Source organism: Prescottella agglutinans (genome assembly GCF_004011865.1).
In the GTDB taxonomy this organism is placed as follows: Bacteria; Actinomycetota; Actinomycetes; order Mycobacteriales; family Mycobacteriaceae; genus Prescottella; species Prescottella agglutinans.
Genome location: NZ_RKLP01000010.1, coordinates 101,342 through 126,503, shown reverse-complemented (window position 1 = coordinate 126,503; position 25,162 = coordinate 101,342). Strand labels below are relative to the sequence as shown.

The following is a 25,162-nucleotide window of genomic DNA, read 5'->3' as shown; positions in this document are numbered from 1 at the left end:
TCACCGGACCGGGAGCACGTCGTCGACCGTGCACGCGCCGTCGCGTGCCGTCGGGCCCTGGGCCGTTCGGGGCCGGGCGAGCGGCACGCACAGCATCACCACCAGCGCCGCGGTCGCCACGACCGCCCCGAGCCAGAAGAGCCTGTCCAACCCGATCTCCGCCGGCACGATGGCGGCGCCGACCGTCACGGTCGAGGCGGCGAGCACGGCCGCGCCCACCGCACTCGCGGTCGACGTTCCGACCGCCCGAACCAGGCTGTTGACGCTGTTGGCCGACGCGGTCTGGTCGAGCGGGACGGCGTTCGTGATCAGCACCGGCATCGCGGCGAGCGCGAACGCGACGCCCACCGAGACGACGAACGCGCTGATCCCGACGACCAGGACACTGCTGCCGAGCACGCCGCGTTCGGCGAATCCCAGGGCGATCGCGCCCGCGCCGACGGCGAGCGTCACCCGGGCACCCCAGCCACGGATCATCGCCGCCGACACCGGTGCCAGCAGGATCATCACGACGCCGCCGGGCAGCATCACCAGACCGGCGGCCGCCGCGCTGAGCCCGAGGCCGTACCCGGTCGACGCCGGAACCTGGAGTTCCTGCGTGGACGCGTAGGAACTGAGGAACATCGCGAAACCGAGCAGCAGCGCACACACGTTGGACACCAGCACCGGGCGCAGCATCGACGTCCGGAGGTCGACGAGCGGATGGGAAGTCCTCAGCTCCAGCGGAATCCACACCATCAGCCCGATCGCTCCGGCGACCGCGAGACCGACGGTCGGTGCACTCCCCCAGCCCCACGCGCCGCCCTTGGAGATCGCGAGCAGCACCGCGGTCAGCGCCGACGTCAGCAACACTGCGCCCCGGTAGTCGAACCGCCCGGCGGCGCGGGTGTTCGATTCCGGAACCACGAACGGCAGCAGCGCCGCCATCACGACCGCGAACCCGGCGGGAACCCAGAACAGCGACTGCCAGCCGAGGTGCTCGTGGAGGACCCCCGACAGGGGCATCCCGAGCACACTGCCGATGCCGATTGTCGCGCTCATCAATGCGACACCGCCGCCGAGCCGTTCGGGTGGCAGGACGTCACGCATCATGCTGATCCCGACCGGCATCAACGCCATCGCGAAGCCCTGCAGGCCGCGTCCGGCGACCACCGTCGCGAATCCCGGTCCGACGGCGGCCAATACCGAACCCGCGATCATCAGCCCCAGGCACACCAGCATCATCGCGCGCTTGCCGAACATGTCGGCGAGCCTGCCGATCAGCGGTGTGCCCACGGCCGCGGTGAGCAGCGTGACGGTCACCAGCCACGACGCGCTGGTCGGCGTGACGCCGAGGTCGACGGCGAATGCCGGCAGGACCGGCACCACGAGCGTCTGCAGGAGCGCGACGAGGACGCCGCTCAGACTCAGGACGCCGATGACGGGCCCGCTCCGCGCCGTGCGCGGAGCGGGCGCCAGGCCGGCGATCACCCGGTTACACGGGCGGCGTTACCGGCGTCGATCGGAAGCACGGTGCCGCTGATGTGAGCGCTGGCCTCGGCGGCGAAGAAGAGCACGGCGCGGGTGATCTCGAACGGATCGAGCCACGGAACCGGCTGTGCGTGCAGGGACTGGAAGACCGGGGCGACGTCGTCCATCGTCGGTTCTTCCAGGTCGGGGCGCATCATCGAGTAGAGCGCCTTGTTGTGGATCATCCCGGTCGAGATGTTGCCCGGCGCAATCGCGTTGACGGTGATGCCGTTCTGCGCGAGGTCCAGCGCGGCGCTCTTCGTCATGCCGATGACGCCCCACTTGGACGCGGCGTAGGCCACCATGTTGGTGTTGCCGGCGCGGCCGAGCATCGAGGAGATGGTGACGATCCGGCCGTAGCCGCGCTCGATCATGCCGGGCGACACCGCGCCGATGGTGTTGAAGACACCGGTGAGGTTGCTGCCGATCGCTTCGTCCCACTGCGCGGACGTCATCGACTGCACCGGTGCGGCCACCGAGACGCCCGCGTTCGCGACGGCGATGTCGACGCGGCCGAACTCGGACTCGGCGCGCTTGACCAGGTCGTCCATCGCCGCACGATCGGCGGTGTCCGCCTTGACCGCGATGCACTTGCGTCCGGTCGCCTCCACGAGGCGGACGGTCTCGGCCATGTCCTCCTCGGTGCCGAGCGGGTAGAACACCGAATCGCTGTCCTCGCACCGGTCACAGATGACGATGTCGGCGCCGCGCTCGGCGAATGCCACGGCGTGCGACCGGCCCTGTCCCCGGGCTGCGCCGGTGATCAGTGCGACCTTGCCTTCGAACTCCTCCATGCTGCTGCTCTCCTCGAGATCGGGGACCGTGACGACACACGGGGTCCGCAACTATCACTACCCGCCCAGGGTGTGACACCAGCCACAAGTCCCGGCCAGCGGGAAGTTCGTGCACCACTCCCACGGAATCACAATCGACGGTCCGGTTGGGGAATGCGACGGGATCGTCACCGACCGACGACGAGAATGACCACGGCCGACACCGCGGCGAGGGCCACCACCGTGGCGGCCAGGCCGAGCATGATCGCGAACGGGTACACGACGCGACCGGCGCCGAAGTGCTCGCTGGCCCGTTCGTGCCGGCGGCGCGCGGTCACCACGACCACGGACGCCGCCGCGATCGCCCACACCCCGATCACCTGCACCACAACCGACGATCCCGGCACGTACCGCAGACACAGGAATGCGACCGCGGCCAGGCTCGCGGCGGTGCGCACCCATGCGAGCGTCGTCCGCTCGGGCTGCAGGCCCGGATCCCGGTGGGCCGGGTCCGCCACGGTCAGCGCACCACCACGATGAGCAGGGTTGCGCCGGCACCGGCGATCAGGCACGACAGCACTGCCGCGATGGCGGGTACCGGCAGGCTCCGCCCGGTACGCATCGCTGCCTCGACCGCCATCCACCGGGCGAAGGCGAACATCACGAGCAGAATCGCGCCGACGAGCAGGGCCACCACGAGGACGGTGTGGACCGCGGGACCGACGACGTCGGACCCGAAGGCCTCGAGACCGACGGCAGCCGCGATCAATCCCAGCCCGGTGCGGACCCACGCGAGGAAGGTCCGCTCGTTCGCGAGGGTGAATCGCGGATCCGGATCGTCCCCTTCCCGGAACGCCTTGGGTCGCCAGCCTCGCATCGTCACCGCGCCCGATCCTCCTTGCTCGTCGATCCGCTCAACGGACGTAACGCCTCAGCACCGCCGCGCGTCGGCGACCGAGCACCGCACGCCGCTCGTCCGAGCCCACCCGTTTCGTGGCGGCGGGCAACTCGGCCGGTACATCGGCGAACCTCACCTTACGCACGGTCGGCGTCGGAAGATCCGTGGCCGTCGCCAGCCACCACCGGTAGACGCAGCGGGTGACGGCGTTCCCGGCGGTGTCCAGCCAGTTCGCCACCCCGGGATCGCGATGCGCGACGACCGCCCGGAACACGCCGTCATCGTCCAGTACCGCCTGGTGGCCGTTGAGCGACGTCTGCCGATAGGTGTAGTCGAGCGACTGCCCCCAGTAGTCGCCGAGGTGGATGTTCCAGAAGTGGCAGTCCGGCGGCGTCACCTCGAGTATCAACGCCTCGTCGGGGCCGATCTCGAAAGTCCCGCCGCCGTAGGCGATGTGTCCGTCATCGCTCGCATACGACGTACTCACCGCGGGCTGGGTCCGCAGCACGTTGCGTTCGCGGTCGCGCAGGCGGTACATCGTGGCCCAGTACTCGGCGAAACCGTCGACGAAGCGCCCGACGGATTCCACCTGACCGGTCACCACGACGGGTTCGGCGAGCGGCCCCGGGCCGTCGACGTCGATCCGTTCGATCGAGACGTGGTACGGCTCCTCGGCGTCCCAGTCGTAGAAGTACTGGCGCGTGATGATGTCCTTCGTGTTCGGCGGCATCGGCAACCAGTTGCCCCCGTGCGGCTCGGCGCTGATGATCACCTCGAAATCGCCGTTGTCGCGCGACGTGATTCCGCCGGGATTCGAGATCGCGCCGAGCGTGGACCCGGTGGCCGCCTTGAACGCGGCACGGAAGTCCGTCGGCCGGTCCCGGTCGGACCGAACCTTCTCGTACAGGCTGACGGTGTCGTAGAGCGTCAGCCCGATGTACCGGGCGCGCCCGCCGGTTCCGGTCAGCCGATACGTCCCGCCCGGATCGAGCACCGCATGACCGAACAGGCAGTCCGGTGACTCCGTGGCGTACCGCTTGGTGTTGTCCTGCAGGTGCCCCACCTCGGGGTAGTCCGGATCGGCACTGAAGACCACCTGTTCCAGTCCGGCGTTGAGCAGGTTGAGCAGGTACCGGTAGCCCGCCGCCCGCATGACGGGGTCGTCGGACCGCGGATCCGTCGAGATCACCTTCGACGCCCGAGAAAGGTTGTCGCACAGACTCTGCCAGGCGGCGTCGAGCTCCGCATTCCGGATTTGGCGCTCGTCGAGAGGTCGAACCATGAAGAGCCTCACTCCCTGTGGTCGTTCGATGCCCGGTCAGGCCGGGACATCGCCGAGAATGGCGACCCGCTCCATCACCCGCCGGTGGGGGAAGTAGTCGCTGGCGGCGTAGTGCTGGGTGGCGCGGTTGTCCCAGAACGCGATCGAGTTCGGCTGCCACCGGAACCGGCACTGGAAGTCCGGCACCTTGGCCTGGTCGAAGAGGTGACGCAGCAACGCCTCGCCCTCGACCGGATCCATGTCAGCGATGTGAGTGGTGAACAGGCTGTTGACGAACAGCGTCCGGCGACCGGTCTCGGGGTGGATCCGGACGATCGGGTGCGCGACGGGCGGGTACTGCTCCTTCATGGCCGCCAGCTTCTCGGGCCCCATCGAGCGGCCGAACGACGGCACGAAGTCGTGAATCGCGACGCGACCCTCGATCTGCTCCTTGACCTCGTCGGACAGGCAGTCGTACGCGTTGCCCATGTCGGCCCACAGCGTGTCCCCGCCTGTCGGCGGTACCTCCAACGCGCGCAGCACCGATCCGAGCGGCGGCCGCTTCTGCCACGTCACGTCGACGTGCCAGATGTTCTCGGTGCCGGGGTTGTCCTCGCCGCGATCGAAGTGGACCACCTCGGGAACCTCGCCCTGTGGGAGAAGAGGGTGCACCTCGAGTTCTCCCCAGTGCCGCGCGAAGTCGCGGTGCTGGGTTGCGGTGATCTGCTGATCGCGGAAGAACACGACCTTCCACTCGAGCAGGGCCCGACGCAGTTCCTCGACCACCGCCGCGCTCGGATCGCGCAGGTCCACGCCGTGGATCTCCGCGCCGATGTACGGCGTCACCGGTCGCACCTCGAACTGCGTATACGGACGCGACTCGAATCCGTCTGCACACCTGCGCATTCCGCGAGGTCCGAACTCGATCGAGTGACCACCGATCTCGACCGTTCGACTACTGGTCAGCGTTGCCATGCCAGCCTCCTTCTCTCGTGAGATCCCGCCCCGAACACACCGCCGCCGTCGACGCCCTCCACTCAACCGAGCCGTCGAGGACGTCCCCGGCAAGCTATCAGTCAGTGACTTAAACCGTCAAGACACTGCCTTAAATGTCGAAACATGCTGCACGGTAGATTTATTGACGCCTCCACCGCGAGCGAAACGGCCGAACCCGGCGCCCGCGAACCTTCCACTGAGTGGGACCCGCGTCACACGACGTGGTGCGGCCGGGGCTAAGGTCCCCTTCCCGGGGCGACTCACCCGCCCGCCCCGGAACATCGAACGCGCCACCGCCAGGCAGATTCCTCTCGACGACGAAACACTCTGCGCCCCAGACATCTCATGCGCAGTCGTCGCCGCTCTTCACACGAAACGAAGGACAACGATGGCGCTCGCCCTCACTCCGGTTCGAGGCAAGGTCCCACGGGCTCGAATCTTCGCCGTACTCGCCGTGATCATCTTCTTCTCCGAGATCGCGACGTTCGAGATCCTCATGGTCTACCCGGCCATGCCGCACATGGCACCGGTCTTCCAGACGCTCGACATCGCGTGGGTGGTCTCGATCGTCACGCTGACCGGTGCGACGCTCATGCCGCTCATCGGCAAGGCGTCGGACAAGCTCGGGAAGAAGCGCGTGATCCTCGGCCTGGCCGTCGTCTTCGTACTCGGCAGTGTCGTGTGCGCGACGGCGACCTCGTTCGCCGTCCTGCTCGCCGGCCGGGCGATGCAGGGCGTGCTCGTCGGCATCGTCGCCCTCTCGTACAGCCTGGTGCGCGACATCATGCCGCGGGACTTCGTGCCCGTCGCACTGGGCATGGTCGCGACCGGCATCGGGATGTCCGCGGTCGCGGGACCGTTCATCGCCGGGTGGCTGATCGACGGATTCGGCTTCCACGGGATCTTCTGGTTCATGGCGATCTACCTCGCCGTGTTGATCCCCGTGTACTGGGCGGTGGTGCCGGAGAGCCCGGTGCGCACCGATCGCCCGGTGGACTACCTCGGCACGGCGCTGCTCGGCCCCGGCGTCGCGGTCCTGCTCCTCGGCATCACGAAGGGCAGTTCGTGGGGCTGGTCCGCGACGAGCACCCGCGGTCTCCTGCTCGCGGGCGTCGTGATGCTCGTGGCGTTCGTCGCGTGGCAGCGCGTCGCACCGCATCCGCTCATCGACCTGAAGATCCTCTTCGGCCGCAAGTTCGGCCCGACGATCCTGGCGGTCACCGGACTCGCCTACATGATGAACGCGCACTCGATGCTGATGCCGACCCTCCTGCAGACCCCCGCCGGACTTTCCGGGATCTCCTACGGCGCCGGCCTTTCCGCCACCCAGTACGCGCTGTGGACCTGCCCGCTCGGGATCATGGCGATGCTCGCCGGTCCGCTGGGCGGCTACCTCGCCAAGCGAATCGGGGCACGGCAGGTGCTGCTCGCGTCCGGAGTCTTCTTCCTCATCACCATGTACCTCGGCAGCGAACTGCTGACGCTGCAGTGGCAGGTGGCGCTGCTGAGCGCGATCGCGGGTTTCGCGGTGGGATTCCTGCACTCGTCCAACGCCAACCTGGTGCAGGACTCGCTGCCGCCGGAGACGAGCGGTGTGGGCACCGCGATCGCGGGCGTGACGATGCAACTGTGCTCGGCGGTCGCGGTCACCGTCACCGGCGTCGTCATGTCGCATCACGTGCAGGCGGTCAACCCGAAGACGCACGCGGTCCTCTATGCGGACGAGGCGATCTCGCGCGGCTTCCTCTACGCGGGGGCGGTGGGCCTCGTCGGCATCGTCGTCGCGCTCGTGATGAAGCACGGACGCCGGCCCGCCACCGGCGGTCTGGTGTCGCAAACACCCGACGATCAGGCCGAGGTGGACTCCGGAGCCTCCAACGCCCCTACCGACATGTCGATCAGATGACGCACGGTCTCGTCGAAGTCCGCGTCCACCACGGGATTCCCGCTGTTGCGACGCTGCTCGAACACCGCGAGTGCCGACACCGCCATGTTCAGCATCAGGTCCACCCGGATCACGGCGACGCGGCGCGGCAGGTGGTCGAGCGCGCGCATCAGCCGACCGGACACCTCGCGACTGGCCTCGGTGACCTCGGACAGATCGGGGTTCAGGATGTCGACCGACGGGGAGACCCGGGCGATGAACTGCGCGTAGTAGGAGTCGGTGCCCGAGGTCCGGAGGTAGTCCGCGAGGGGCACGACGACGGCCTCGACGAGGGCGCGCACGTCGCCGCCGCGGCCCTCCTCGTCCAGATCCGCGAGGAACGCCGCGCGGTTGCGGTTGATCTCCTGCATGCGGCGCCGGAACACCTCGAGCACGAGACCGTCCCGCCCACCGAAGTGGTACTGCACGGCCGAGTTGTTCTTCTGGCCGGCGGCCGCCGCGACGTCGCGCATCGACACGCCGTCGATGCCGCGTTCGGCAAACATGCGCTCGGCGACTTCGATCATGGCGCTTTTCGCGTTTCCAGGGTTCGACACGCCGAGAGAGTAGTAAGTCATCGCTTTAAGGGTCAAGGCGCAGCCTGTACCCTCCCCTGTTCCACCGCCCAGAGAGGTGCACCATGAACCGCCACTCGATTCCCATCGTCCGCACCGAACCTGCGGTCTCGACCGCGGTCGACTATCGCAACCAGCAGGAACCGTTCACCCGGCCGCAACCGGTCCGCCCGCCGGTCGGCGCCCCCAACGTCCTGCTGGTGATGCTCGACGACGTCGGCTTCGGCGCCCCGTCGGCGTTCGGCGGCCCGTGCCGCACCCCCACTGCGGAACGCCTGGCCGCCGACGGCGTCAAGTACACCCGCTTCCACACCACGGCGCTGTGCTCGCCGACCCGGGCCGCGACCCTGACCGGCCGCAACCACCACAGCGTCGGCTTCGGCGTCATCGCCGAACAGGCCACGGCAGCACCGGGTTACAACGGCACCCGACCCGACTCGGCGGCGACGGTGGCCCGCGTCCTGCAGGGCAACGGATACGCGACGGGCGCGTTCGGCAAGATGCACCAGACGCCGACGTGGGAGATCAGCGAGGCCGGACCGTTCGACCGCTGGCCCACCCGGGAAGGGTTCGACCGGTTCTACGGCTTCCTCGGCGCCGAGTCGGACCAGTTCTCCCCCGTCCTGTACCGGGACTTCACCGTCGTCGATCCGCCGTGCACACCCGAGGAGGGCTACCACATGTCGGAGGACCTGGTGGACCGTGCGATCGAGTGGATCGAGTCGGTCGGGACGATGGACCCGGACAAGCCGTGGTTCTGCTACCTGCCGTTCGGTGCGTGCCACGCGCCGCTGCAGGTACCCGACAGCTATCTCGACAAGTACCGGGGCGAGTTCGACCACGGCTGGGACCGGCAGCGGGAGATCACGCTCGAACGGCAGAAGCAGCTCGGGGTGGTCCCGCCGGAGACCGAACTGGCGCCGTGGTCGGGCGATCTGCCGCACTGGGACGAGCTGGACGACGACCAGAAGAAGGTCTCCGCCCGTCTGATGGAGCTGTACGCGGCGTTCCTCGAGCACACCGACGACCAGGTCGGCCGGCTCGTCGACCGGCTGCAGGAACTGGGTGCGCTCGACAACACGCTCGTGCTGTACATGCTCGGCGACAACGGCGCCTCCGCCGAGGGCGGCATGGAGGGCTCGTTCAACTACCTCGCCGGGCTCAACGGCTACAAGCAGACCACCGCCGAGGTGCTCGAGCGGTTCGACGAGCTGGGCACCCCGACGAGCTATCCGCACTACCCCGCGTCGTGGGCGTTGGCGCTCGACACCCCCTACCAGTGGGCGAAGCAGGCGGCATCGCACTACGGCGGCACCCGCAACGGGCTGATCGCGCACTGGCCCAACGGAATCAGCGAGACCGGACTCCGCCACCAGTGGCATCACTGCGTCGACATCACCCCGACGATCCTGGAGGCGGCGGGCGTCCCGGCGCCGCACACCGTCGACGGCGTACCGCAGAAGCCGATGGAGGGTGTCGCGATGAACTACACGTTCACCGACGCCGACGCGACGGACCGGCACACCACGCAGTACTTCGAGATCTACGGCAACCGCGGCATCTACCACCACGGATGGACGGCGGTGACCCTGCACCGGGCACCGTGGCTGATGGCCACGTACGGGCTGAAACTGCCCACCTTCGACGAGGATCGGTGGGAACTGTACGACACAAGCGTCGACTGGTCGCAGGCGCGCGACCTCGCCGCCGAGTTCCCCGAGAAGCTCGAGGAGCTCAAGCAGAAGTTCCTGGTCGAGGCCGCCCGCTACCAGGTGCTGCCACTCGACGATCGCACCGTGACGAGAAACGCTGCACCGCAGGACCGCCCGCCGCACCCACTGCGGGGCCGCACCAGCATCACCCTGTACCCGCACATGCACGGCCTGCCGGAGAAGGCGGCACCGCCGTTCTTCAACCGCTCCTACGTGATCACGGCGTCGCTCGAGACCGGCGGCGAGCCGTGCGAGGGTGTGCTGGCGAGCCTCGGCGGACATTTCGGTGGTCTGGCACTGTACGTCGCCGACTCGAAGCCGGTGTTCTGCTACAACTTCAGCGGCGGCGGCCGCACCTTCGTTCGACCGGACGTCGAACTGACGGCGGACACCCGAGAGGTCAGCCTCGAATTCGACTACGACGGTGGCGGTATCGGCCTCGGCGGCACCGCCCGGCTGTCCGTCGACGGGGTCGAGGTGGGCAGCGCCCGCGTCGAGCAGACGACACGCGCGATCTTCAGCATGAACGAACAACTCGACATCGGCGTCAACCGCGGCAGCCCGGTGTGCGACGACATCGTGGGCCGCTTCGCGTTCACCGGACGCCTGCACCACGTCCGCGTCGACCTGCCGGGCGACGGCCGTCCGGAAACCGCCGACGAGCGGCGGCGGGTGGCGCTGGCGACGCACTAGGCACTTCGCGCCCGTGCGCCTTTCCGGTGGGAGGAACCACCAGAAAGGCGCACGGGTAGCAAGGGCTACCTGCGTCGCGTTCGGACCACGAGCCAGCCACCGATACCGCACAGAACGACCACCGCTGCGGCAACAGCAATGAAGACACCCGTGATCGAAGACGAGGCGGGCGCGCCCGCAGGTGCCGCGACATCGCCGGCGGCATCGGCTGCCGCGGCGCCCTCGGCAGGATCATCGGAGGCCTTGCCCTCGGCGGGGGCGGTGGCAGCGTTCTCTCCGAAGATCCCGTCCGCGAACGCGGTCGAGTACGCGGGACCGGCTTCGGGTGTCCCGCTCACGGTCAGGTCCAGACGGATCGACACCGGCCGCTTGTCGCCCCCGGCCGCGGTGGAGCCCACCTTCACGGCGATGTAGTACCACCCCGGCATGCTTTGCCGGCGGGTCTCGAGGACGTCGGACGTTCGGTTGCCGTAGCGAATCGGTACCGTGGCGAAAGCCGGTTCGTTGGCCGGCAACACGGCGTCGGCGCCGGTGTACGCCCCGAAGTCCCGGTCGATCTCCTCACGAGTCGGGGCATAGAGCACGGACTGAATGTTCGAGACGTTCTCCACGCCGCGGCCACCGTTCGCGTCGTAGTGCACGCGATACGCCAGTCCCTGGCCCCAGTCCAGTTCGACCTTGTAGAACACGAACTCGCCGGTCTGGAGGGTGTCGGTGTAGCGGCCGCTCCCGTCGAGCTCGGTGGCGATGTTGAAGGATCCGCCTCCGACGGCAGGGGTCCCGGCGCCGACGGGTTCGGTGAAGACGGTCGGCGTCGTGGCCGCTGCGGGACCGGGATCGGTTGCGGCGGGTTCGATTCCGACGAGCAGCTCGATCGGCAACCGTTCCGGCACCCCGCGGGAGACCCTGTCCCAGGTCGGTGCGAAGTAGTAGCGTCCACCGCCCTTGCACGTGTCGGCGACGCTGCCCTTCTTCGTCGCCCCGTCGAATTGCGTGGCGACCGTCAGCGCCGCGCCGTCGCTCGAATTCGTCACCTGCTCGAATTCGTACTCGTTGCAGTCTCGGCCGTCCCTGCCGTACACCCGCAGGCTCAGGACATTCATGTCCTCGACGCTGGGAACGTCGGGTACACGGGGAAAGGAGATGGTTCCGCTGAAGTAGGCGGTGGCCCCGTCCGGGACGTCGACCGCGTAGTAGCGAGATTCCTTCTGCCCGATCGTGTCCAGGTGCTGTCCCGGCCGCGCCACCGGCGCGCTGTCGTACTCGGCAGTTCCGACGATCCGGGTACCGGCCGACTCGTAGTTGCGCAGCGCGGCTGCGGTGACTCTCGGCAGAATTCGTTCCAGAGCCGGTCCGTCCGCGGCGTCGGTGTAGGTGCCCCCGGTCGCCTGCGCCATGCACGTGAGCTGGGCGCGGGCGGCGCTGTCGACCGCGAAGCCGATCGCGTGCATCACCAGATCGACGCCCTGTGATTTCAATTCCCTGGCAACCTCACAGGGTTCGGGTGGCGAACAGGTGTCCTCACCATCGGAGACCAGCACGATCGAGCGCGGTCCCGAGCTCGGCATGGCTGCGGCGGCCTCCCGTAACGCATTGCCCATCGGCGTCCATCCGCTCGCCCGGACACCGTCGACCGCACTGCCGAGTGCGGCTCTGTCGAGGCGATCCGCCTTGTGCAGCACCTGGATGTCACGACAGCCCGCAGCCTTCTCGGCCTCGTCACTGCCGGTGCCGGTCCCGTACACCGTCAGTCCCACCTGCGAGTCGAGCGGCGCTGCATCGACGAACGTGTGGACCGCCTTCTTGGCTGCATCCATCATCGTGCCCGCGGGATCGGGACGCTGCATGGACCCGGACGCGTCGAGGATGAGCATGGTCGGCGCGTACCGCGAACCCGATTCACCACTCTCCTGCGCCGCGGCCGGCGAGGCGGCCGTCGTCAGACCGACCAGCACTGCGGCCATCCCCATGGTCAGTTTCGTCAGTCGCTCAGCAATCTTCGGCATCGTCCCCCGCCTGATTCGTAGCTCTATTCAGTTCCGGGCCCGACCATACAGTGACGAGGCACGCCCTCGTCCACCCTGATTCCCCGGTGACCACGTAGAGGGTGAGCCGCCCCCACCCCTGTCGACAACACCCGAAACCACGCAGTCCCCGCCGACGGCCGATGCGAGATCGGCGGTCGACGGGGACCAGGAACGGCGCGCGCGTTTCGGCGGCCGGTCTTACACGCTCAACACGAGTCCCGAAGTGGGAACGCCGGTTCCGGCGGTGACGAGCACGTTCTCGACGTCGGGCACCTGGTTGACGGAGGTGCCGCGGATCTGGCGGACGCCCTCGGCGATGCCGTTCATGCCGTGGATGTAGGCCTCACCCAGCTGGCCGCCGTGGGTGTTGATCGGGAGCCGGCCGCCCAGTTCGACGGCGCCGTTGGCGATGAAGTCGCGGGCCTCGCCGCGACCGCAGAAGCCGAGTTCCTCGAGCTGCATCAGTACGTACGGGGTGAAGTGGTCGTACAGCACGGCGGTCTGCATGTCCGACGGCCGCAGACCCGACTGCTGCCACAACTGGTCGCCGACCAGACCCATCTCCGGTAGACCGGTCAGGCCGTCGCGGTAGTAGCTGGTCATGATGTACTGGTCCGGCCCGCTGCCCTGCGCGGCCGCCGCGATGATCGCCGGCTTGTTCGGCAGATCCTTGGCCCGCTCAGGCGAGGTGACGACGATCGCGATGCCGCCGTCGGACTCCTGGCAGCAGTCCAGCAGATGCAGCGGTTCGGCGATGAAGCGCGAGTTCTGGTGGTCCTCGAGGGTGATCGGCTTGCCGTAGAAGAACGCCTTCGGGTTGGTGGCCGCGTGCTTGCGGTCGGCAACCGCGACGCGACCGAAATCCTCACTGGTGGCGCCGTATACGTGCATGTACCGCTGCGCGACCATCGCCACGAACGACGCCGGCGTCCCCAACCCGTGCGGGTAGGAGAACGCGTTGTCGGTGCCCGACGAATTCACCTGCTGCACCAGCCCGGCATTGACCTGACCGAAGCGTGCACCCGAACGCTCGTTGAACGCCCGGTAGGCCACCACGACGTCCGCGACACCCGTCGCCACGGCCATCGCCGCCTGCTGGATGGTGGCGCACGCCGCGCCGCCGCCGTAGTGGATGCGGCTGAAGAACTTCAGGTTCGGAATACCGACCGAACGGGCAACGGCCGCTTCGGTGTTGGTGTCCATCGTGAACGACGTCAGACCGTCGACGTCCGACGGCTTCAGCCCCGCGTCGTCGAGCGCGGCCTGGACCGCCTCGGCGGCGAGACGGAGTTCGCTGCGCCCCGAGTCCTTCGAGAAGTCGGTGGCGCCGATGCCGACGATCGCGGCCTTGCCGGACAGCCCGCTCATGCGTCGTCTCCGTTCATGACGAGGGTTACCGTGGACGTGATGTGGTCGCCCAGGCTGTCGGTGCCGACCACCTTGACGGTCACCATGCCGTCCTCGGCGGCGACGACCTCACCGGAGAGGTTCAGCGTGTCGTACGCGTACCACGGCACACCCAGGCGCAGCTTGATCGACGTGATCCGCGCGCGGGGGCCCGCCCAGTCGGTGACGAACCGCTGCACCAGCCCGGTGTCGGTGAGGATGTTGACGAAGATGTCCTTCGACCCGCGCTGCTGCGCCTTGTCCCGGTCGTGGTGCACGTCCTGGAAGTCTCTGGTGGCCAACGCCGTCGAGACGATGAACGTGGGATCTCCGTGGATCGAGAGGCCCGGCAGCTTGTCGCCGACGGAGATGTCGAGTGCGCTGGTCATCTACGACTCCTTCACCGGACGCCACGCGTACAGCGTCCAGGGCTCGTTACCGGTCTCGTCATCGCCCGGGAAGTCCAGGAACTGGGCCTGCACCGGCATGCCGACCGAGATCTCGGACGGCTCGACGTCGCGCAGCTCGCCGAGCATGCGCACGCCCTCCTCGAGCTCGACGAGCGCCACGACGAACGGCAGGGAACGACCCGGCACCTTCGGCGCGTGGTGGACGACGAAGCTGAAGACGGTGCCGCGACCGGACGCGACGACGTAGTCGGTCGTCTCGGTCTTGTCCTTCCACAGCGCCGGCACCGGCGGGTGCTGCAGCGAGCCGTCGGGGCGCTGCTGGATCCGCAACTCGTGCGCGGCCACGCCGTCCCAGAAGAACTGGGTGTCCCGCGACGGTGTCGGTCGCAGCATGCGCGACGGATCGAGATCCGCCGGAACCGAGGCACTCTCGGCCACGACCGGCGCCTGCTGCGTCTTTGCCGGCGGCGCGAACTTCAGGATGCGGAACAGCATCTCGGCGACCACCTCGTCGCCGACCTTCCACAGGTTGCGGGTCGTGAAGAACCATCCCTCGCCGAGCCCGGTCTTCTTGGGGCCGACGACGTCCTCGAGGGTCGACTCGATGGTCACCTCCTCGCCGGGACGGAGGTAGCGGTGGTAGATCTGGTCGCAGTTGGTCGCGACCACCGACGTGTAGCCGGCGTCGTCGAGGATCTGCGTCATCCGGCCCAGCGGATCGTCCTCCTCGCGGACGGCACCGAGACCACGCATGGTCCACACCTGTGCCATCGCGGGCGGCGCGACGATCCCGCCGTGGCCCGCCGCCTTGGCAGCGTCGTCGTCCACGTAGATCGGGTTCTCGTCGCCGATCGCCTCGAGCCAGTTCCGGATCATCGGCATGTTGATCGGGTCGCGGCCGGCGCGAGGCTTGCTCGCGCCGCCGGCCTTGACCTGCTCCGCACCCGCGAGAATCTGTGCGGTCGTGTCCTGTTCGGTCATCGCGGCACCTTCGGCAATCCCAGTCCGGCCACGGCGATGAGTTCGCGCATGACCTCGTTGACGCCGCCACCGAACGTGATGACGACGTTGCGCTTCACCTGGACGTCGAGCCACCGCATGAGCGCCGCGGTCTCGGGGTCGCCCGGGTCGCCGTGCGCGCCGACGATCTCGTCCGCGATCCGGCCCACTCGCTGGATGCGTTCGGTCGCAAAGACCTTGGTGGCCGACGCGTCGGCGATGTCGACGTCGCCGGTGGCGGCCGCGACCTGCCAGTTGAGCAGTTCGTTGAGGCGGTACGTCGCATGGATCTCGCCGAGTCCGCGACGGACGTCGGGCAGGCCCAACAGGTCCCGCTTCGCGGCCCAGTCGTAGACCTTCTCGTACAGGCCCGCGACGCGGCCGGCCGGCCCGAGCATGACGCGCTCGTGGTTGAGCTGCGTCGTGATGAGCTTCCAGCCCTTGTTCTCCTCGCCGACGAGCATGCTCGCCGGAACCCGGACGTCGGTGTAGTAGGTGGCGTTGACGTGGTGGGCACCGTCGGCGGTGATGATCGGGGTCCAGGTGAATCCCGGATCCTTGGTGTCGACGATCAGGATCGAGATGCCGCGGTGCCGGGACTCGGCGTCGCCGGTGCGGACCGCGAGCCAGATGTAGTCGGCGTCGTGGCCGCCGGTGGTGAAGATCTTCTGGCCGTTGACGACGTACTCGTCGCCGTCGCGCACTGCGGTGGTGCGCAGCGCCGCCAGGTCGGTACCGGCGTCCGGCTCGGAGTAGCCGATCGCGAAGTGCACCTCGCCGGCGAGGATCGCCGGCAGGAACTTGCGCTTCTGCTCCTCGGTTCCGTAGACCTGCAGCGTCGGGCCGACCGTCTGCAGCGTGACCGACGGCAGCGGAACGTCCGCGCGCACAGCCTCGTTGACGAAGATCTGCTGCTCGATCTCGCCGAAACCGCGGCCACCGAACTCGACCGGCCAGCCGACACCGAGCCAGCCGTCCTTGCCCATCCGGCGGATGACCTCGCGGTAGGTGGGTCCATGCCGTTCGGTCAGCATGATCTCGGCCTCGGCCGGCGAGATCAGTCCGGAGAAGTAGCGGCGCAGTTCCGCCTGCAGCTCACGCTGCTCGGGTGTCAGATCGATGAACACCGGGCCCCCACGAGGTCGAGTCGGTACGAGGCGCCGCCGACCAGGCGCGCCAGGTCTTTGGCAATCGAGAAGTAGCGGTGCATCGGGTACGTGACGTCCACGCCGATGCCGCCGTGCAGGTGGTGCAGTGTCCGCATCGCCGCCGGGACCTCGGTCGCGATCCAGTACGCCAGCACGTCGAGATCGTCTGCGGCGTCGAGGCCCTCGGACACCCGCCACGCCGACGCGAGCGCCGAGACGTGCAGCGTCCGGGACGTGACGTAGACGTCCGCGATCTGCTGGGCCACCGCCTGGAAGGCGGCGAGCGGCTTGCCGAACTGCTCACGCGTGGTGAGGTGGTCGGCCGCCAGGCCGGTGGCACCGGCCAGCAGGCCGTCTGCGTACGCACCGATGCTCGCGAGTGCGATCCGGTTGAGCGCTGCGACACCGTCGAGCCCGCCGCCGAGGACGTCGGCGGCCGGGACGCGCACCGCGTCCAACCGGACCGTGAACTCCGGTCCCCCCGCCGAAGTCGCGCTCTTGGTGAGCGTGACGCCCGGCGCGTCCGGGGCCACCGGCACCACGCCGGCGTCGGTGGGCACCAGGATGCGGTGCGCGATGTCCGCGAACGGAACGGCGATCTTGAGTCCGGTCACCACGACGTCGGCGCCGTCCGCCACGGCGGTGGTCGACGGCTGTGCCGGGAACGCGGCGCCCTGCTCGGCGAGCGCCGCGGTGAGCACCCGGCCGGCCGCGACACCGTCGAGCAGCGCGTCCTGCTGCTCGGTGGAGCCGAGCGCGAGCACCGGGAGGACGCCGAAGCCGAGGGTCGCGAGCGCCGGAACGGGCGCGGCACCGCGTCCGATCTCGGTGAGCATCGTCGCCACCTCGAGCACGCCCAGCCCGTCGCCTTCGAGTCGCTCGGGCACCGCGAGCGAGAGCAGGTCCGCCTTCGCGAGCGCCTGCCACAGCTCGGGGCTGAAGCCACCGGTGTCGGCGGGATCGGTGTGCTCGCGGGCCAACAGGCCCACGACGATCTCCGCCACCGTTTCTTGAGTCTGATCCAGAGTGAAATCCACGCTGCCAATCCCGCCTACGATTTAGAACGTGTTCTTGTTGTATCACCTGCAGCTTAGCGAAGAAAGGGCCCGGCCCCACGAGAACACGTTCACCTCTGTTCTCGTGGGGCCGGGCCCCGTCCCGAATGTCAGCCGCGCGGCAGCCCGAGGAGTTGCTCGGCCGCGACCGTGAGCAGGATCTGCGTGGTGCCGCCCGCGATCGACAGGCACCGCGTGTTGAGGAACTCCCGGGTGAGTGGACCCTCGACCCAGCCGGCCTCGCCCGCGAGTTCGACGGCGAACTCCGCGACACCCTGACGGTTGCGTACACCGACGAGCTTGCGCACGCTCGACGCCGGCCCGGGGTCCTGGCCGTCGAGCTGACGCAGCGTCGTCCGCAGCTCGAGCAACGACCCGACGAGCGCCTCCGAGATCAGCGCACCCAGGTGGTCGGCGGTCACGGCGTCCGGCTCGCCCGCCAGCTCGAGGAGTTCCTCGACGGCCTTGCCGAGCGAGGATCCACCGCTCATCGCGACCCGCTCGTTCGCCAGGGTGGTGCGGGCGAGCTTCCAGCCGCCGTTCACCGGCCCCACGACGCACTCGTCCGGGATGAACACGTCGTCGAGGAACACCTCGTTGAACAGCGCGTCACCGGTGATCTCCCGCAGCGGCGAGATCCGGATGCCCGCGGTGCGCATGTCGAGCAGGAAGTACGTGATGCCCTTGTGCTTCGGGGCGTCCTTGTCGGTGCGGGCCAGGCAGATGCCCCAGTCGGCCTCGCGGGCGAGCGACGTCCACACCTTCTGGCCGTTGAGCTTCCAGCCGCCGTCGACCTTCTCCGCGGTGGTCCGCAGCGACGCCAGGTCCGAGCCCGCGCCGGGCTCGCTGAACAGCTGGCACCACGTGATCTCGCCGCGCAGCGTCGGCAGCGCGAACCGCTCGATCTGCTCGGGGCTGCCGTGCTCGAGGACGGTGGGCACCGCCCACCAGCCGATGACCAGGTCGGGACGGTCGACACCGGCGGCGGCCATCTCCTCGGCGACGAGGATCTGCTCGGCGGCGCTCGCACCGCGCCCGTAGGGCCGCGGCCAGTGCGGCGCGGCGTATCCCGACTCGGCGACCGCGACGCGGCGCTCGGCCTCCGGCACCGCCGCGAGGGCGGCGACCTCGTCGCGGATCGCGGTCCGCTCGGACTCGAGTTCCGACAGGTCGATCGTCAGGTGACGGCGCGACCCGGCCCGGGTCAGCTCGGTCACCCGGGCGCGCCAGACGTTGCTGCCGCCGAGGAACTGCTTGTTCGAGACCGCGCGACGCAGGTAGAAGTGCGCGTCGTGCTCCCACGTGAATCCGATGCCGCCGAGGACCTGGATGCAGTCCTTGGCGTTCTGGACGGCCGCGTCCAGCGCGACGGCCCCGGCGACGGCCGCGGCGATCGGCAGTTCGGACGCACCGGAATGACCGGCGTCGGGGTCCGGCAGCGCGTCCTCGGCCGCGACGGCCGCATCCCACGCGACGGCCCGCGCCTGCTCGACGCGGCACAGCATCTCGGCGCACAGGTGCTTGATCGCCTGGAAGGAGCCGATCGGCTTGCCGAACTGCTCGCGGATCTTGGCGTACTCGACCGCGGTCCGCAGGGTCCAGCCCGCCACACCGGCCGCCTCCGCCGCGATCAGCGTGGCGGCGAGGTCGCGCACCAGTTCCGGCGCGACGCCGGTGACGATGCGGTCCGGCGACACGACGACGCCGTCGCAGCGCACCCGTGCGGTGGCGCGGCTCTTGTCGAGGATGTCGAGCGGCTCGACCGTCAGCCCCGGCGCGCCGCCGTCGACCAGGCACCACGCCGTGCCGCCGGCGGAGTCGCCGGTCCGAACCGGCACGAGCACCGCGACACCCGGCTCACCGCCCAGGGCGTTGCCCGCGTCGCCGCTGAGGACCAGTCCACCGTCGGCGTCCGAGGCGGCGGAGAGCGCCGCGGCGTCGAGCACGACGGACACCGGCAGATCGCCCTCCGCGATCCGGCCGGCCCACTGCTTCGCGGCAGCGCCCGCGCTGCGGCCGAGCACCAGGCCGGCGAGCGCGGTCGGGAGAATCGGGCCGCCCACGAGTTCGGTTGCGGCCTGTTCCAACATCGCGGCAAGGTCGACGATCTGACCGCCGACACCGCCGACCGACTCGGGGACACCCACCGCGAACAGCCCCAGATCGGCCATCGACGGCCACGACTGACGCCAGAAATCGGCAGGTCCCTCGCGTAAAATGGCGACCGGGGTCGCGGAGCGGGCCCACGCCTGAATCGACTCCTGGACGGCCTTCTGTTCGTCGGTCGTGGCGATTGTCACAACGGCTACCCGCCTCTCATGGATGACATTTTCATCTAGAACGTGTTCTAATATGTTCGGCCGTCAAGAGTCAAGGCGTGAAGGAAACTGTCGATGACCACCTCATCTCGATCCCGTTCTGCCGGGGGTCCGGTCTCGACCCTCAGCGACGACGATCTCAGCTCCAACGCTCAGCGCGAGCGCCGCAAGAGGATCCTCGACGCCACGCTCGCCCTGGCATCCAAGGGCGGTTACGAGGCCGTCCAGATGCGTGCCGTCGCCGAGCGTGCGGACGTCGCTGTGGGCACGCTGTACCGCTACTTCCCCTCGAAGGTGCACCTGCTGGTGTCGGCCCTCGCGCGCGAGTTCGAGCGGATCGAGTCGAAGGGCAAGATCCCTCCGGGCCGCAGCCCGCTCGAGCGGATGCAGCTGATCCTGGGCCAGATCACCAAGGCGATGCAGCGTGATCCGCTGCTCACCGAGGCCATGACCCGGGCGTTCATGTTCGCCGACGCGTCGGCGGCCGCGGAGGTCGATCAGGTCGGCAAGCTCATGGACACGCTCTTCGCGCGCGCCATGACCGACGGCGTCCCCACCGAGGAGGAACTCGCGATCGCGCGCGTCATCAGCGACGTGTGGCTGTCGAATCTGGTGGCGTGGCTCACCCGCCGCTCCTCGGCGACCGATGTCGCGAAGCGCCTGGAACTCACCGTCGAACTGCTCCTCGGCGACGGGTCCAAGACCCCCGTCTGAGCGACCGACGGCACTCTCCTGACCATCGCGACGCGCCAGCGCGGCGCTGATCGCTTAGGTTTGACACTGTGAGCGCTCTGGATCTGCCGATCGAACTCCGCCGGGCCCTGTCCACCGTGGCCCGGACCCCGCGCCTGCTGGTGGCGTCCGACTACGACGGCACGATGGCGCCCATCGTCAACGACCCGGAAAAGGCGTATCCGCACGCCGAGTCGGTGCGCGCCCTGCGCGCCCTCGCCGGACTCGCCGCCACCACCGCCGCGGTCATCTCCGGGCGTGCCCTCAAGGACCTCGCGACGCTGTCCCGGCTGCCGGTCGAGGTGCAGTTGGTCGGCAGCCACGGCTCGGAGTTCGACGTCGGATTCATCCACGCGATCGACGCGAACGCCCGCAAGCTGCTGCGCGAGATCACTTCGGAGCTGTCCCGGATCGCAGACCTGCACCCCGGCGTGACCGTCGAGACCAAGCCGGCGAGCGCGGCGCTGCACGTGCGCAACGCCAGCCCCGAGGTGGGCGCGAAGGCGCTCGCCGCGGTGCACGCCGAGGCCGCACTGTGGACCGGCGTGCAGGTCACCGAGGGCAAGGCGGTCGTCGAACTCGCCGTCATCGCCACCGACAAGGGCAACGCACTCGACATCCTCCGCCACCAGGAGGGCGCGACCGCCGCCGTGTTCTTCGGTGACGACGTCACCGACGAGAAGGCGTTCGCGCGACTTCAGGGCCCGGACGTCGGCATCAAGGTCGGCGGGAACGACACGCTCGCCCAGTACCGGGTCGACTCCACCGAGGACGTCGCGGCCGCACTGGCGTTCCTGCTCGAGGAGCGCCGCACGTGGCTATCCGGCGCGGACGCCCCGCCCATCGAGCGGCTGACGATGCTGGCCAGCCCGCGCTCGGTCGCGCTCATCACGCCCGACGCGAACATGACGTGGCTGTGCCATCCCGAACCCGACTCGGCCGCCGTGTTCGCACATCTCCTGGGCGGCACCGAAGCCGGGCATTTCAGTGTGGGCCCGCAGCGCGCGGCGCTACCGCTGAGCCAGCAGTACCTCGACGGCACCATGACGGTGCAGACCCGCTGGGCCAGCCTCACGGTCACCGACTACCTGCCGCACGACGTCCAGCCGAGCCGCACCGACCTCACCCGCGTCATCACCGGCCGCGCGAAGGCGGTCGTCAGCTTCGCGCCCCGACCGGAGTTCGGTCAGGTTCCGGTGTCGCTCGAGCCCGACGTCGACGGGCTGCGGGTGTTCGGCACCAACGAACCGATGGTGCTGCGCTCCCCCGGCGTCCGCTGGAACATCACCACCGACGGCACCCAGCAAACCGCGTTCGCGGTCGTCGACCCCTCGCAGGGTCCGATCGTTCTCGAACTTCGTTGCGGCACCGAGGATCTGAGCCCTTCGCAGCTCTCGGAACCGGAACGCCGGGAGATCGCCGAATCGTACTGGCGAGACTGGGTGGACACGCTCGACCTGCCTCCGCTCAAGCCGGACCTGATGAAGCGGTCGGCTCTCACGCTGCGCGGGCTGGTGCACGCGCCGAGCGGTTCGATCCTCGCGGCGGCCACGACGTCGCTGCCCGAGGAGATCGGCGGCGTCCGCAACTGGGACTACCGCTACTGCTGGCTGCGTGACGCGGCGCTGACGGCGTCCGCGCTGGTGAGCCTCGGATCGCTCGAGGAAGCCGAGAACTACCTCGAGTGGGTGCACGGCGTGCTCGAGACGCTGCACGGCCCGGAGCGCCTGCACCCGCTCTACACGCTGTACGGAACCGGCTTGCCGCCGGAGGCGGTGATCGATTCGCTGCCCGGCTATGCGGGATCCCGTCCGGTGCGCGTCGGCAACGCCGCGAACCAGCAGGTTCAACTGGACGTGTTCGGCCCCATCGTCGACCTGATCTCCAACCTGGCCGTGGCCCGAGAGAAGAAGGGCATCACCGGAACCGACGCGCTCACCGACCGCGACTGGGAACTCGTGTCCGCGATGGTCGAGGCCGTCGAGCGCCGCTGGAGCGAACCCGACCACGGCATCTGGGAGATCCGCGACAACCCCCGGCACCACGTGTACTCGAAGGTGATGGGCTGGCTCACCGTCGACCGTGCCCTCACTCTGGCCGAAACCTTCGGCCGTCGGCCGCGCGAGACGTGGGCGGCGCTGCGTGACGAGATCGCCGAGGAAGTGACCGAGAAGGGCTGGAACGCGGACGTCGAGTCGTACACCGCGGCCTACGACGGCACCGACCTCGACGCCGCGACACTGCACATCGGGCTGTCGGGGCTGATCGATGCCGAGGACGAGCGGTTCGCCGCGACGGTCGTCGCGACGGAGGCCGAACTGCGCAGCGGCTCGACGGTGTACCGCTACCACCACGACGACGGCCTACCCGGCACGGAGGGCGGGTTCCACCTGTGTGCCGCCTGGTTGGTGGAGGCGTACCTGCTGATCGGTCAGCGGTCCGATGCGGAGGCCTTGTTCAAGCAGTTGGTGAGCGCCGCCGGCCCCACCGGGCTGCTGGCCGAGGAGTACGACCCGGTGGCCGAGCGTTCCCTGGGCAACCACCCGCAGGCGTACAGCCACCTCGGTCTGCTGCGGTGCGCGCAGCTGCTGAGCGCGGACGCAAAGCGGTAGGCCCACCCCCCTGGGATCCCGCCCGGGTCCTCGACGACACGCCCGGGCGAGGATCATCGAACCTGCAGTGCGCCAACAGAACTCGAAGGTCCCTACCGGAAATAGGCTCCGGTAGGGACCTTCGCTGCGTGGTACCCGAGACGCTGGGACCAGATCGGGTCGAATCGAACATCCGACACGAGGGGGACGAACTTCACGTCACCTACCCGCCGGTAGTCCACCAGAATCGCGATTGCCACTGTTTGTTCGAGCTTATGAGGTGCGTAGATGCAGAGTCAGTTCGATCAGCTCCCGGATCTGTACGAGGACATGGCCGATTGGCCCTTTCGCCGCTTCCTCGAGATCCCCAACTTCCTCGCCGCGCTGGGGGACCTGTCCGACCGAGATGTACTGGATTTCGGTTGCGGGAACGGCATGTACTCGCGATTGCTGAAGGAGAAGGGCGCTCGCCGGGTAGTCGGCTACGACGTCTCGGACGGCATGCTCGCGTTCGCCCGGGCCCGCGAGTCCGAACAGCCACTGGGCATCGACTTCACTTCCGATCTCGAGGACGACCTGGCCGGCCAGTTCGATCTCGTCCTCGCCGTCTACGTGCTGCCGTACGCCACGACCAGGGACGAATTGCGGGTGATGTGCGAGCAGATGGCCAAGCCGCTGCGCCCGGGAGGACGACTCGTCACCCTGCCGATCCATCCCGACTACGTGCGCGATCCGGCCTACTACGAGCGGTTCGGATTCCGCTTGACGCCAGTCGGCCCGGACATCGACGGCGGAGAGGTGCAACTCGACCTGTTCGGCCCGGACGGCGCCGGGTCCGACGAGGACACGGTGACCGCATATGTGTGGACGAGGGAGAGTATCGACGAGGCGATGCACGCCGCCGGCTTCGCCATTACGCAGTGGATCGACTACGGCCGGTTCCGTTCGGCCGAGGCCGACGCCAAGGAGGAACTGCTGCGCGGGTACTGGGAGCGCCCGCATGCCGCGATCGTGAACTGCCGACTGAGCTGACGCGGGTACGGTCGTCCCGCCCGTGCTACGGCTCGGGCGGGGAGGCCGCGGTGTGCCCGCGCACCAGTTCGGTCTCGAGCATCTCGACGGTCGTGACACCGGAGTCCGAGCCGGACATCAGCATGGCGCCGGCGCGACGGCCCTTGTCCTCCTGCGGCTGGCGCACCGTGGTCAGGCCCTCGCGGAGCGCCTCCTCGATGCCGTCGAAACCGGTGATCGACAGCCGGCCCGGGACGTCCACGCCCTCGCACCGCGCCCAGTCCAGGGCGCCGAGGGCGAGGACGTCGGAGGTGCAGACCAGTGCAGTGATGCGGGGATTGACCGCGACCGCCTGCGCCGCCGCGGAGTGCCCGGCCTGCGCGGTGTGCTCGTAGCGTTCGACGACGGTGAGCGACGCCGGATCCAGGCCGGCGTCCGCCATCGCGTCCCGGACGCCGGCGATGCGCTCGCGTTGGACGTGGAAGTTCGGGGCGTGCAGTCGCTCCCCCTTCGCCAGGCCGTCGGAGCGGTCCCGGCCGAGCCGCATGCACAGCACGCCGATCTCCTTGTGTCCCAAGGAGATCAAATAGTCGGCAACCTTGCGCATCGCACCGCGGTCGTCGATACCGACGAGCGACGCCCCCGACATCCCCCGCGGCTGGTCGCAGATGACGGTCGGCAGGTGCCGTTCCCGCACCGCGGCGAGGTAGGGATCGTCGTCGGCGACGGAGTACACGACGAAGCCGTCGACACCGGCCTGCTGGACCACCGCGGCGGCGTCGACCTCGTCCCGGCCGGGCCCGGCGGGGATGAGGAGCAGACCCTGCCCCGCCGCCTCGCACGATTCGGCAAGTCCCGCCAGGAAGCTCATCGCGGCCGGATCGCGGAACGAGTAACTGAGTGCCTCCGTGAGCAGCAGGCCGACCGCACCCGCGCGCCGAGTGCGCAGCGAGCGGGCCACCGGGTCGGGGCCGGGGTAGCCGCGCCGCTTGGCGGCGAGCAGCACCCGTTCACGTAGCTCCGCCGACAACTGGTCGGGACGGTTGTACGCATTGGAGACGGTCGTCCGCGAGACCTTGAGTTCGGCGGCGAGCGACGCCAGGGTGGCTTGGCGGCGTGGCTGACGAGACCTTGGCATAACGGG

The 25,162-nt window shown here is 69.0% G+C and carries 20 protein-coding genes; 5 read left to right on the top strand and 15 right to left on the bottom strand.

The annotated features are described in order from the left end of the window. The 6 genes from EGT67_RS18850 to EGT67_RS18825 all read right to left on the bottom strand — a co-directional run bounded on the left by EGT67_RS18850 (position 1) and on the right by EGT67_RS18825 (position 5,416). Positions 1 to 1,470, bottom strand: a complete 1,470-nt coding sequence (locus EGT67_RS18850; protein WP_127917621.1) for an MFS transporter — start codon at positions 1,468 to 1,470, stop codon at positions 1 to 3. Further along, on the bottom strand, positions 1,467 to 2,303 hold the full coding sequence (locus EGT67_RS18845) for a mycofactocin-coupled SDR family oxidoreductase (RefSeq protein ID WP_127917620.1): 837 nt from the start codon (positions 2,301 to 2,303) through the stop codon (positions 1,467 to 1,469). Before EGT67_RS18845 ends, EGT67_RS18850 begins: the two co-directional genes overlap by 4 nt. A gap of 167 nt (positions 2,304 to 2,470) precedes the next feature. Next, positions 2,471 to 2,800 (bottom strand): DUF202 domain-containing protein, encoded by a 330-nt coding sequence (locus EGT67_RS18840; protein ID WP_241566117.1) that lies wholly within the window; start codon positions 2,798 to 2,800, stop codon positions 2,471 to 2,473. A gap of 2 nt (positions 2,801 to 2,802) precedes the next feature. Further along, positions 2,803 to 3,159 carry a YidH family protein gene (locus EGT67_RS18835; RefSeq protein ID WP_206612441.1) on the bottom strand — a complete coding sequence of 119 codons (357 nt, stop codon included), beginning with the start codon at positions 3,157 to 3,159 and terminating at the stop codon, positions 2,803 to 2,805. A gap of 37 nt (positions 3,160 to 3,196) precedes the next feature. Next, positions 3,197 to 4,462, bottom strand: coding sequence for a DUF1214 domain-containing protein (locus EGT67_RS18830; RefSeq protein ID WP_127917618.1), 1,266 nt, complete (start codon positions 4,460 to 4,462; stop codon positions 3,197 to 3,199). A 36-nt stretch (positions 4,463 to 4,498) separates the two neighbouring features. Beyond that, the gene (locus EGT67_RS18825; protein WP_127917617.1) at positions 4,499 to 5,416 is read right to left on the bottom strand and encodes a TauD/TfdA dioxygenase family protein; all 918 of its coding nucleotides are present in this window, start codon (positions 5,414 to 5,416) and stop codon (positions 4,499 to 4,501) included. Positions 5,417 to 5,825: 409 nt separating this feature from the next. Between EGT67_RS18825 and EGT67_RS18820 the strand changes: the two genes are divergently transcribed. Next, entirely contained in the window at positions 5,826 to 7,343 is a 1,518-nt protein-coding gene (locus EGT67_RS18820) for an MFS transporter (RefSeq protein WP_127917616.1), read from the top strand. Here EGT67_RS18820 and EGT67_RS18815 read toward each other — a convergent pair. Further along, positions 7,286 to 7,939 carry a TetR/AcrR family transcriptional regulator gene (locus EGT67_RS18815; protein ID WP_127917615.1) on the bottom strand — a complete coding sequence of 218 codons (654 nt, stop codon included), beginning with the start codon at positions 7,937 to 7,939 and terminating at the stop codon, positions 7,286 to 7,288. The genes EGT67_RS18820 and EGT67_RS18815 overlap by 58 nt on opposite strands. 62 nt (positions 7,940 to 8,001) lie before the next feature. Here EGT67_RS18815 and EGT67_RS18810 point away from each other — a divergent pair, with 62 nt between their 5' ends. Further along, a complete protein-coding gene (locus EGT67_RS18810) occupies positions 8,002 to 10,341 on the top strand; it encodes an arylsulfatase (protein ID WP_127917614.1) in 2,340 nt (779 codons plus the stop codon). A 65-nt stretch (positions 10,342 to 10,406) separates the two neighbouring features. Here EGT67_RS18810 and EGT67_RS18805 read toward each other — a convergent pair whose 3' ends face one another. The 7 genes from EGT67_RS18805 to EGT67_RS18775 form a co-directional block, all read right to left on the bottom strand. Continuing rightward, on the bottom strand, positions 10,407 to 12,347 hold the full coding sequence (locus EGT67_RS18805) for a vWA domain-containing protein (RefSeq protein WP_241566116.1): 1,941 nt from the start codon (positions 12,345 to 12,347) through the stop codon (positions 10,407 to 10,409). 219 nt (positions 12,348 to 12,566) lie between these two features. After that, positions 12,567 to 13,736, bottom strand: coding sequence for a lipid-transfer protein (locus EGT67_RS18800; protein ID WP_127917613.1), 1,170 nt, complete (start codon positions 13,734 to 13,736; stop codon positions 12,567 to 12,569). Then, on the bottom strand, positions 13,733 to 14,143 hold the full coding sequence (locus EGT67_RS18795; protein ID WP_127917612.1) for a MaoC family dehydratase: 411 nt from the start codon (positions 14,141 to 14,143) through the stop codon (positions 13,733 to 13,735). Before EGT67_RS18795 ends, EGT67_RS18800 begins: the two co-directional genes overlap by 4 nt. Further along, positions 14,144 to 15,145 (bottom strand): bifunctional MaoC family dehydratase N-terminal/OB-fold nucleic acid binding domain-containing protein, encoded by a 1,002-nt coding sequence (locus EGT67_RS18790; RefSeq protein WP_127917611.1) that lies wholly within the window; start codon positions 15,143 to 15,145, stop codon positions 14,144 to 14,146. It abuts the gene before it with no gap. Beyond that, entirely contained in the window at positions 15,142 to 16,290 is a 1,149-nt protein-coding gene (locus EGT67_RS18785) for an acyl-CoA dehydrogenase family protein (RefSeq protein ID WP_127917610.1), read from the bottom strand. Before EGT67_RS18785 ends, EGT67_RS18790 begins: the two co-directional genes overlap by 4 nt. Continuing rightward, complete coding sequence (locus EGT67_RS18780; RefSeq protein ID WP_127917609.1) at positions 16,275 to 17,348, bottom strand: acyl-CoA dehydrogenase family protein; 1,074 nt, start codon at positions 17,346 to 17,348, stop codon at positions 16,275 to 16,277. The genes EGT67_RS18785 and EGT67_RS18780 overlap by 16 nt, the downstream gene beginning before the upstream one ends. 128 nt (positions 17,349 to 17,476) lie before the next feature. After that, entirely contained in the window at positions 17,477 to 19,666 is a 2,190-nt protein-coding gene (locus EGT67_RS18775) for an acyl-CoA dehydrogenase family protein (protein WP_127917608.1), read from the bottom strand. A gap of 93 nt (positions 19,667 to 19,759) precedes the next feature. Between EGT67_RS18775 and kstR the strand changes: the two genes are divergently transcribed. From kstR to EGT67_RS18760, 3 genes are all read left to right on the top strand, one after another. Further along, complete coding sequence (kstR, locus tag EGT67_RS18770; RefSeq protein WP_127917607.1) at positions 19,760 to 20,398, top strand: cholesterol catabolism transcriptional regulator KstR; 639 nt, start codon at positions 19,760 to 19,762, stop codon at positions 20,396 to 20,398. Positions 20,399 to 20,466: 68 nt separating this feature from the next. Beyond that, positions 20,467 to 23,028 carry a trehalose-phosphatase gene (otsB, locus tag EGT67_RS18765; RefSeq protein WP_127917606.1) on the top strand — a complete coding sequence of 854 codons (2,562 nt, stop codon included), beginning with the start codon at positions 20,467 to 20,469 and terminating at the stop codon, positions 23,026 to 23,028. A gap of 267 nt (positions 23,029 to 23,295) precedes the next feature. Then, the gene (locus EGT67_RS18760; protein ID WP_127917605.1) at positions 23,296 to 24,039 is read left to right on the top strand and encodes a class I SAM-dependent methyltransferase; all 744 of its coding nucleotides are present in this window, start codon (positions 23,296 to 23,298) and stop codon (positions 24,037 to 24,039) included. 25 nt (positions 24,040 to 24,064) lie between these two features. Here EGT67_RS18760 and EGT67_RS18755 read toward each other — a convergent pair whose 3' ends face one another. After that, on the bottom strand, positions 24,065 to 25,156 hold the full coding sequence (locus EGT67_RS18755; RefSeq protein ID WP_127917604.1) for a LacI family DNA-binding transcriptional regulator: 1,092 nt from the start codon (positions 25,154 to 25,156) through the stop codon (positions 24,065 to 24,067). Positions 25,157 to 25,162 lie beyond the last annotated feature (6 nt).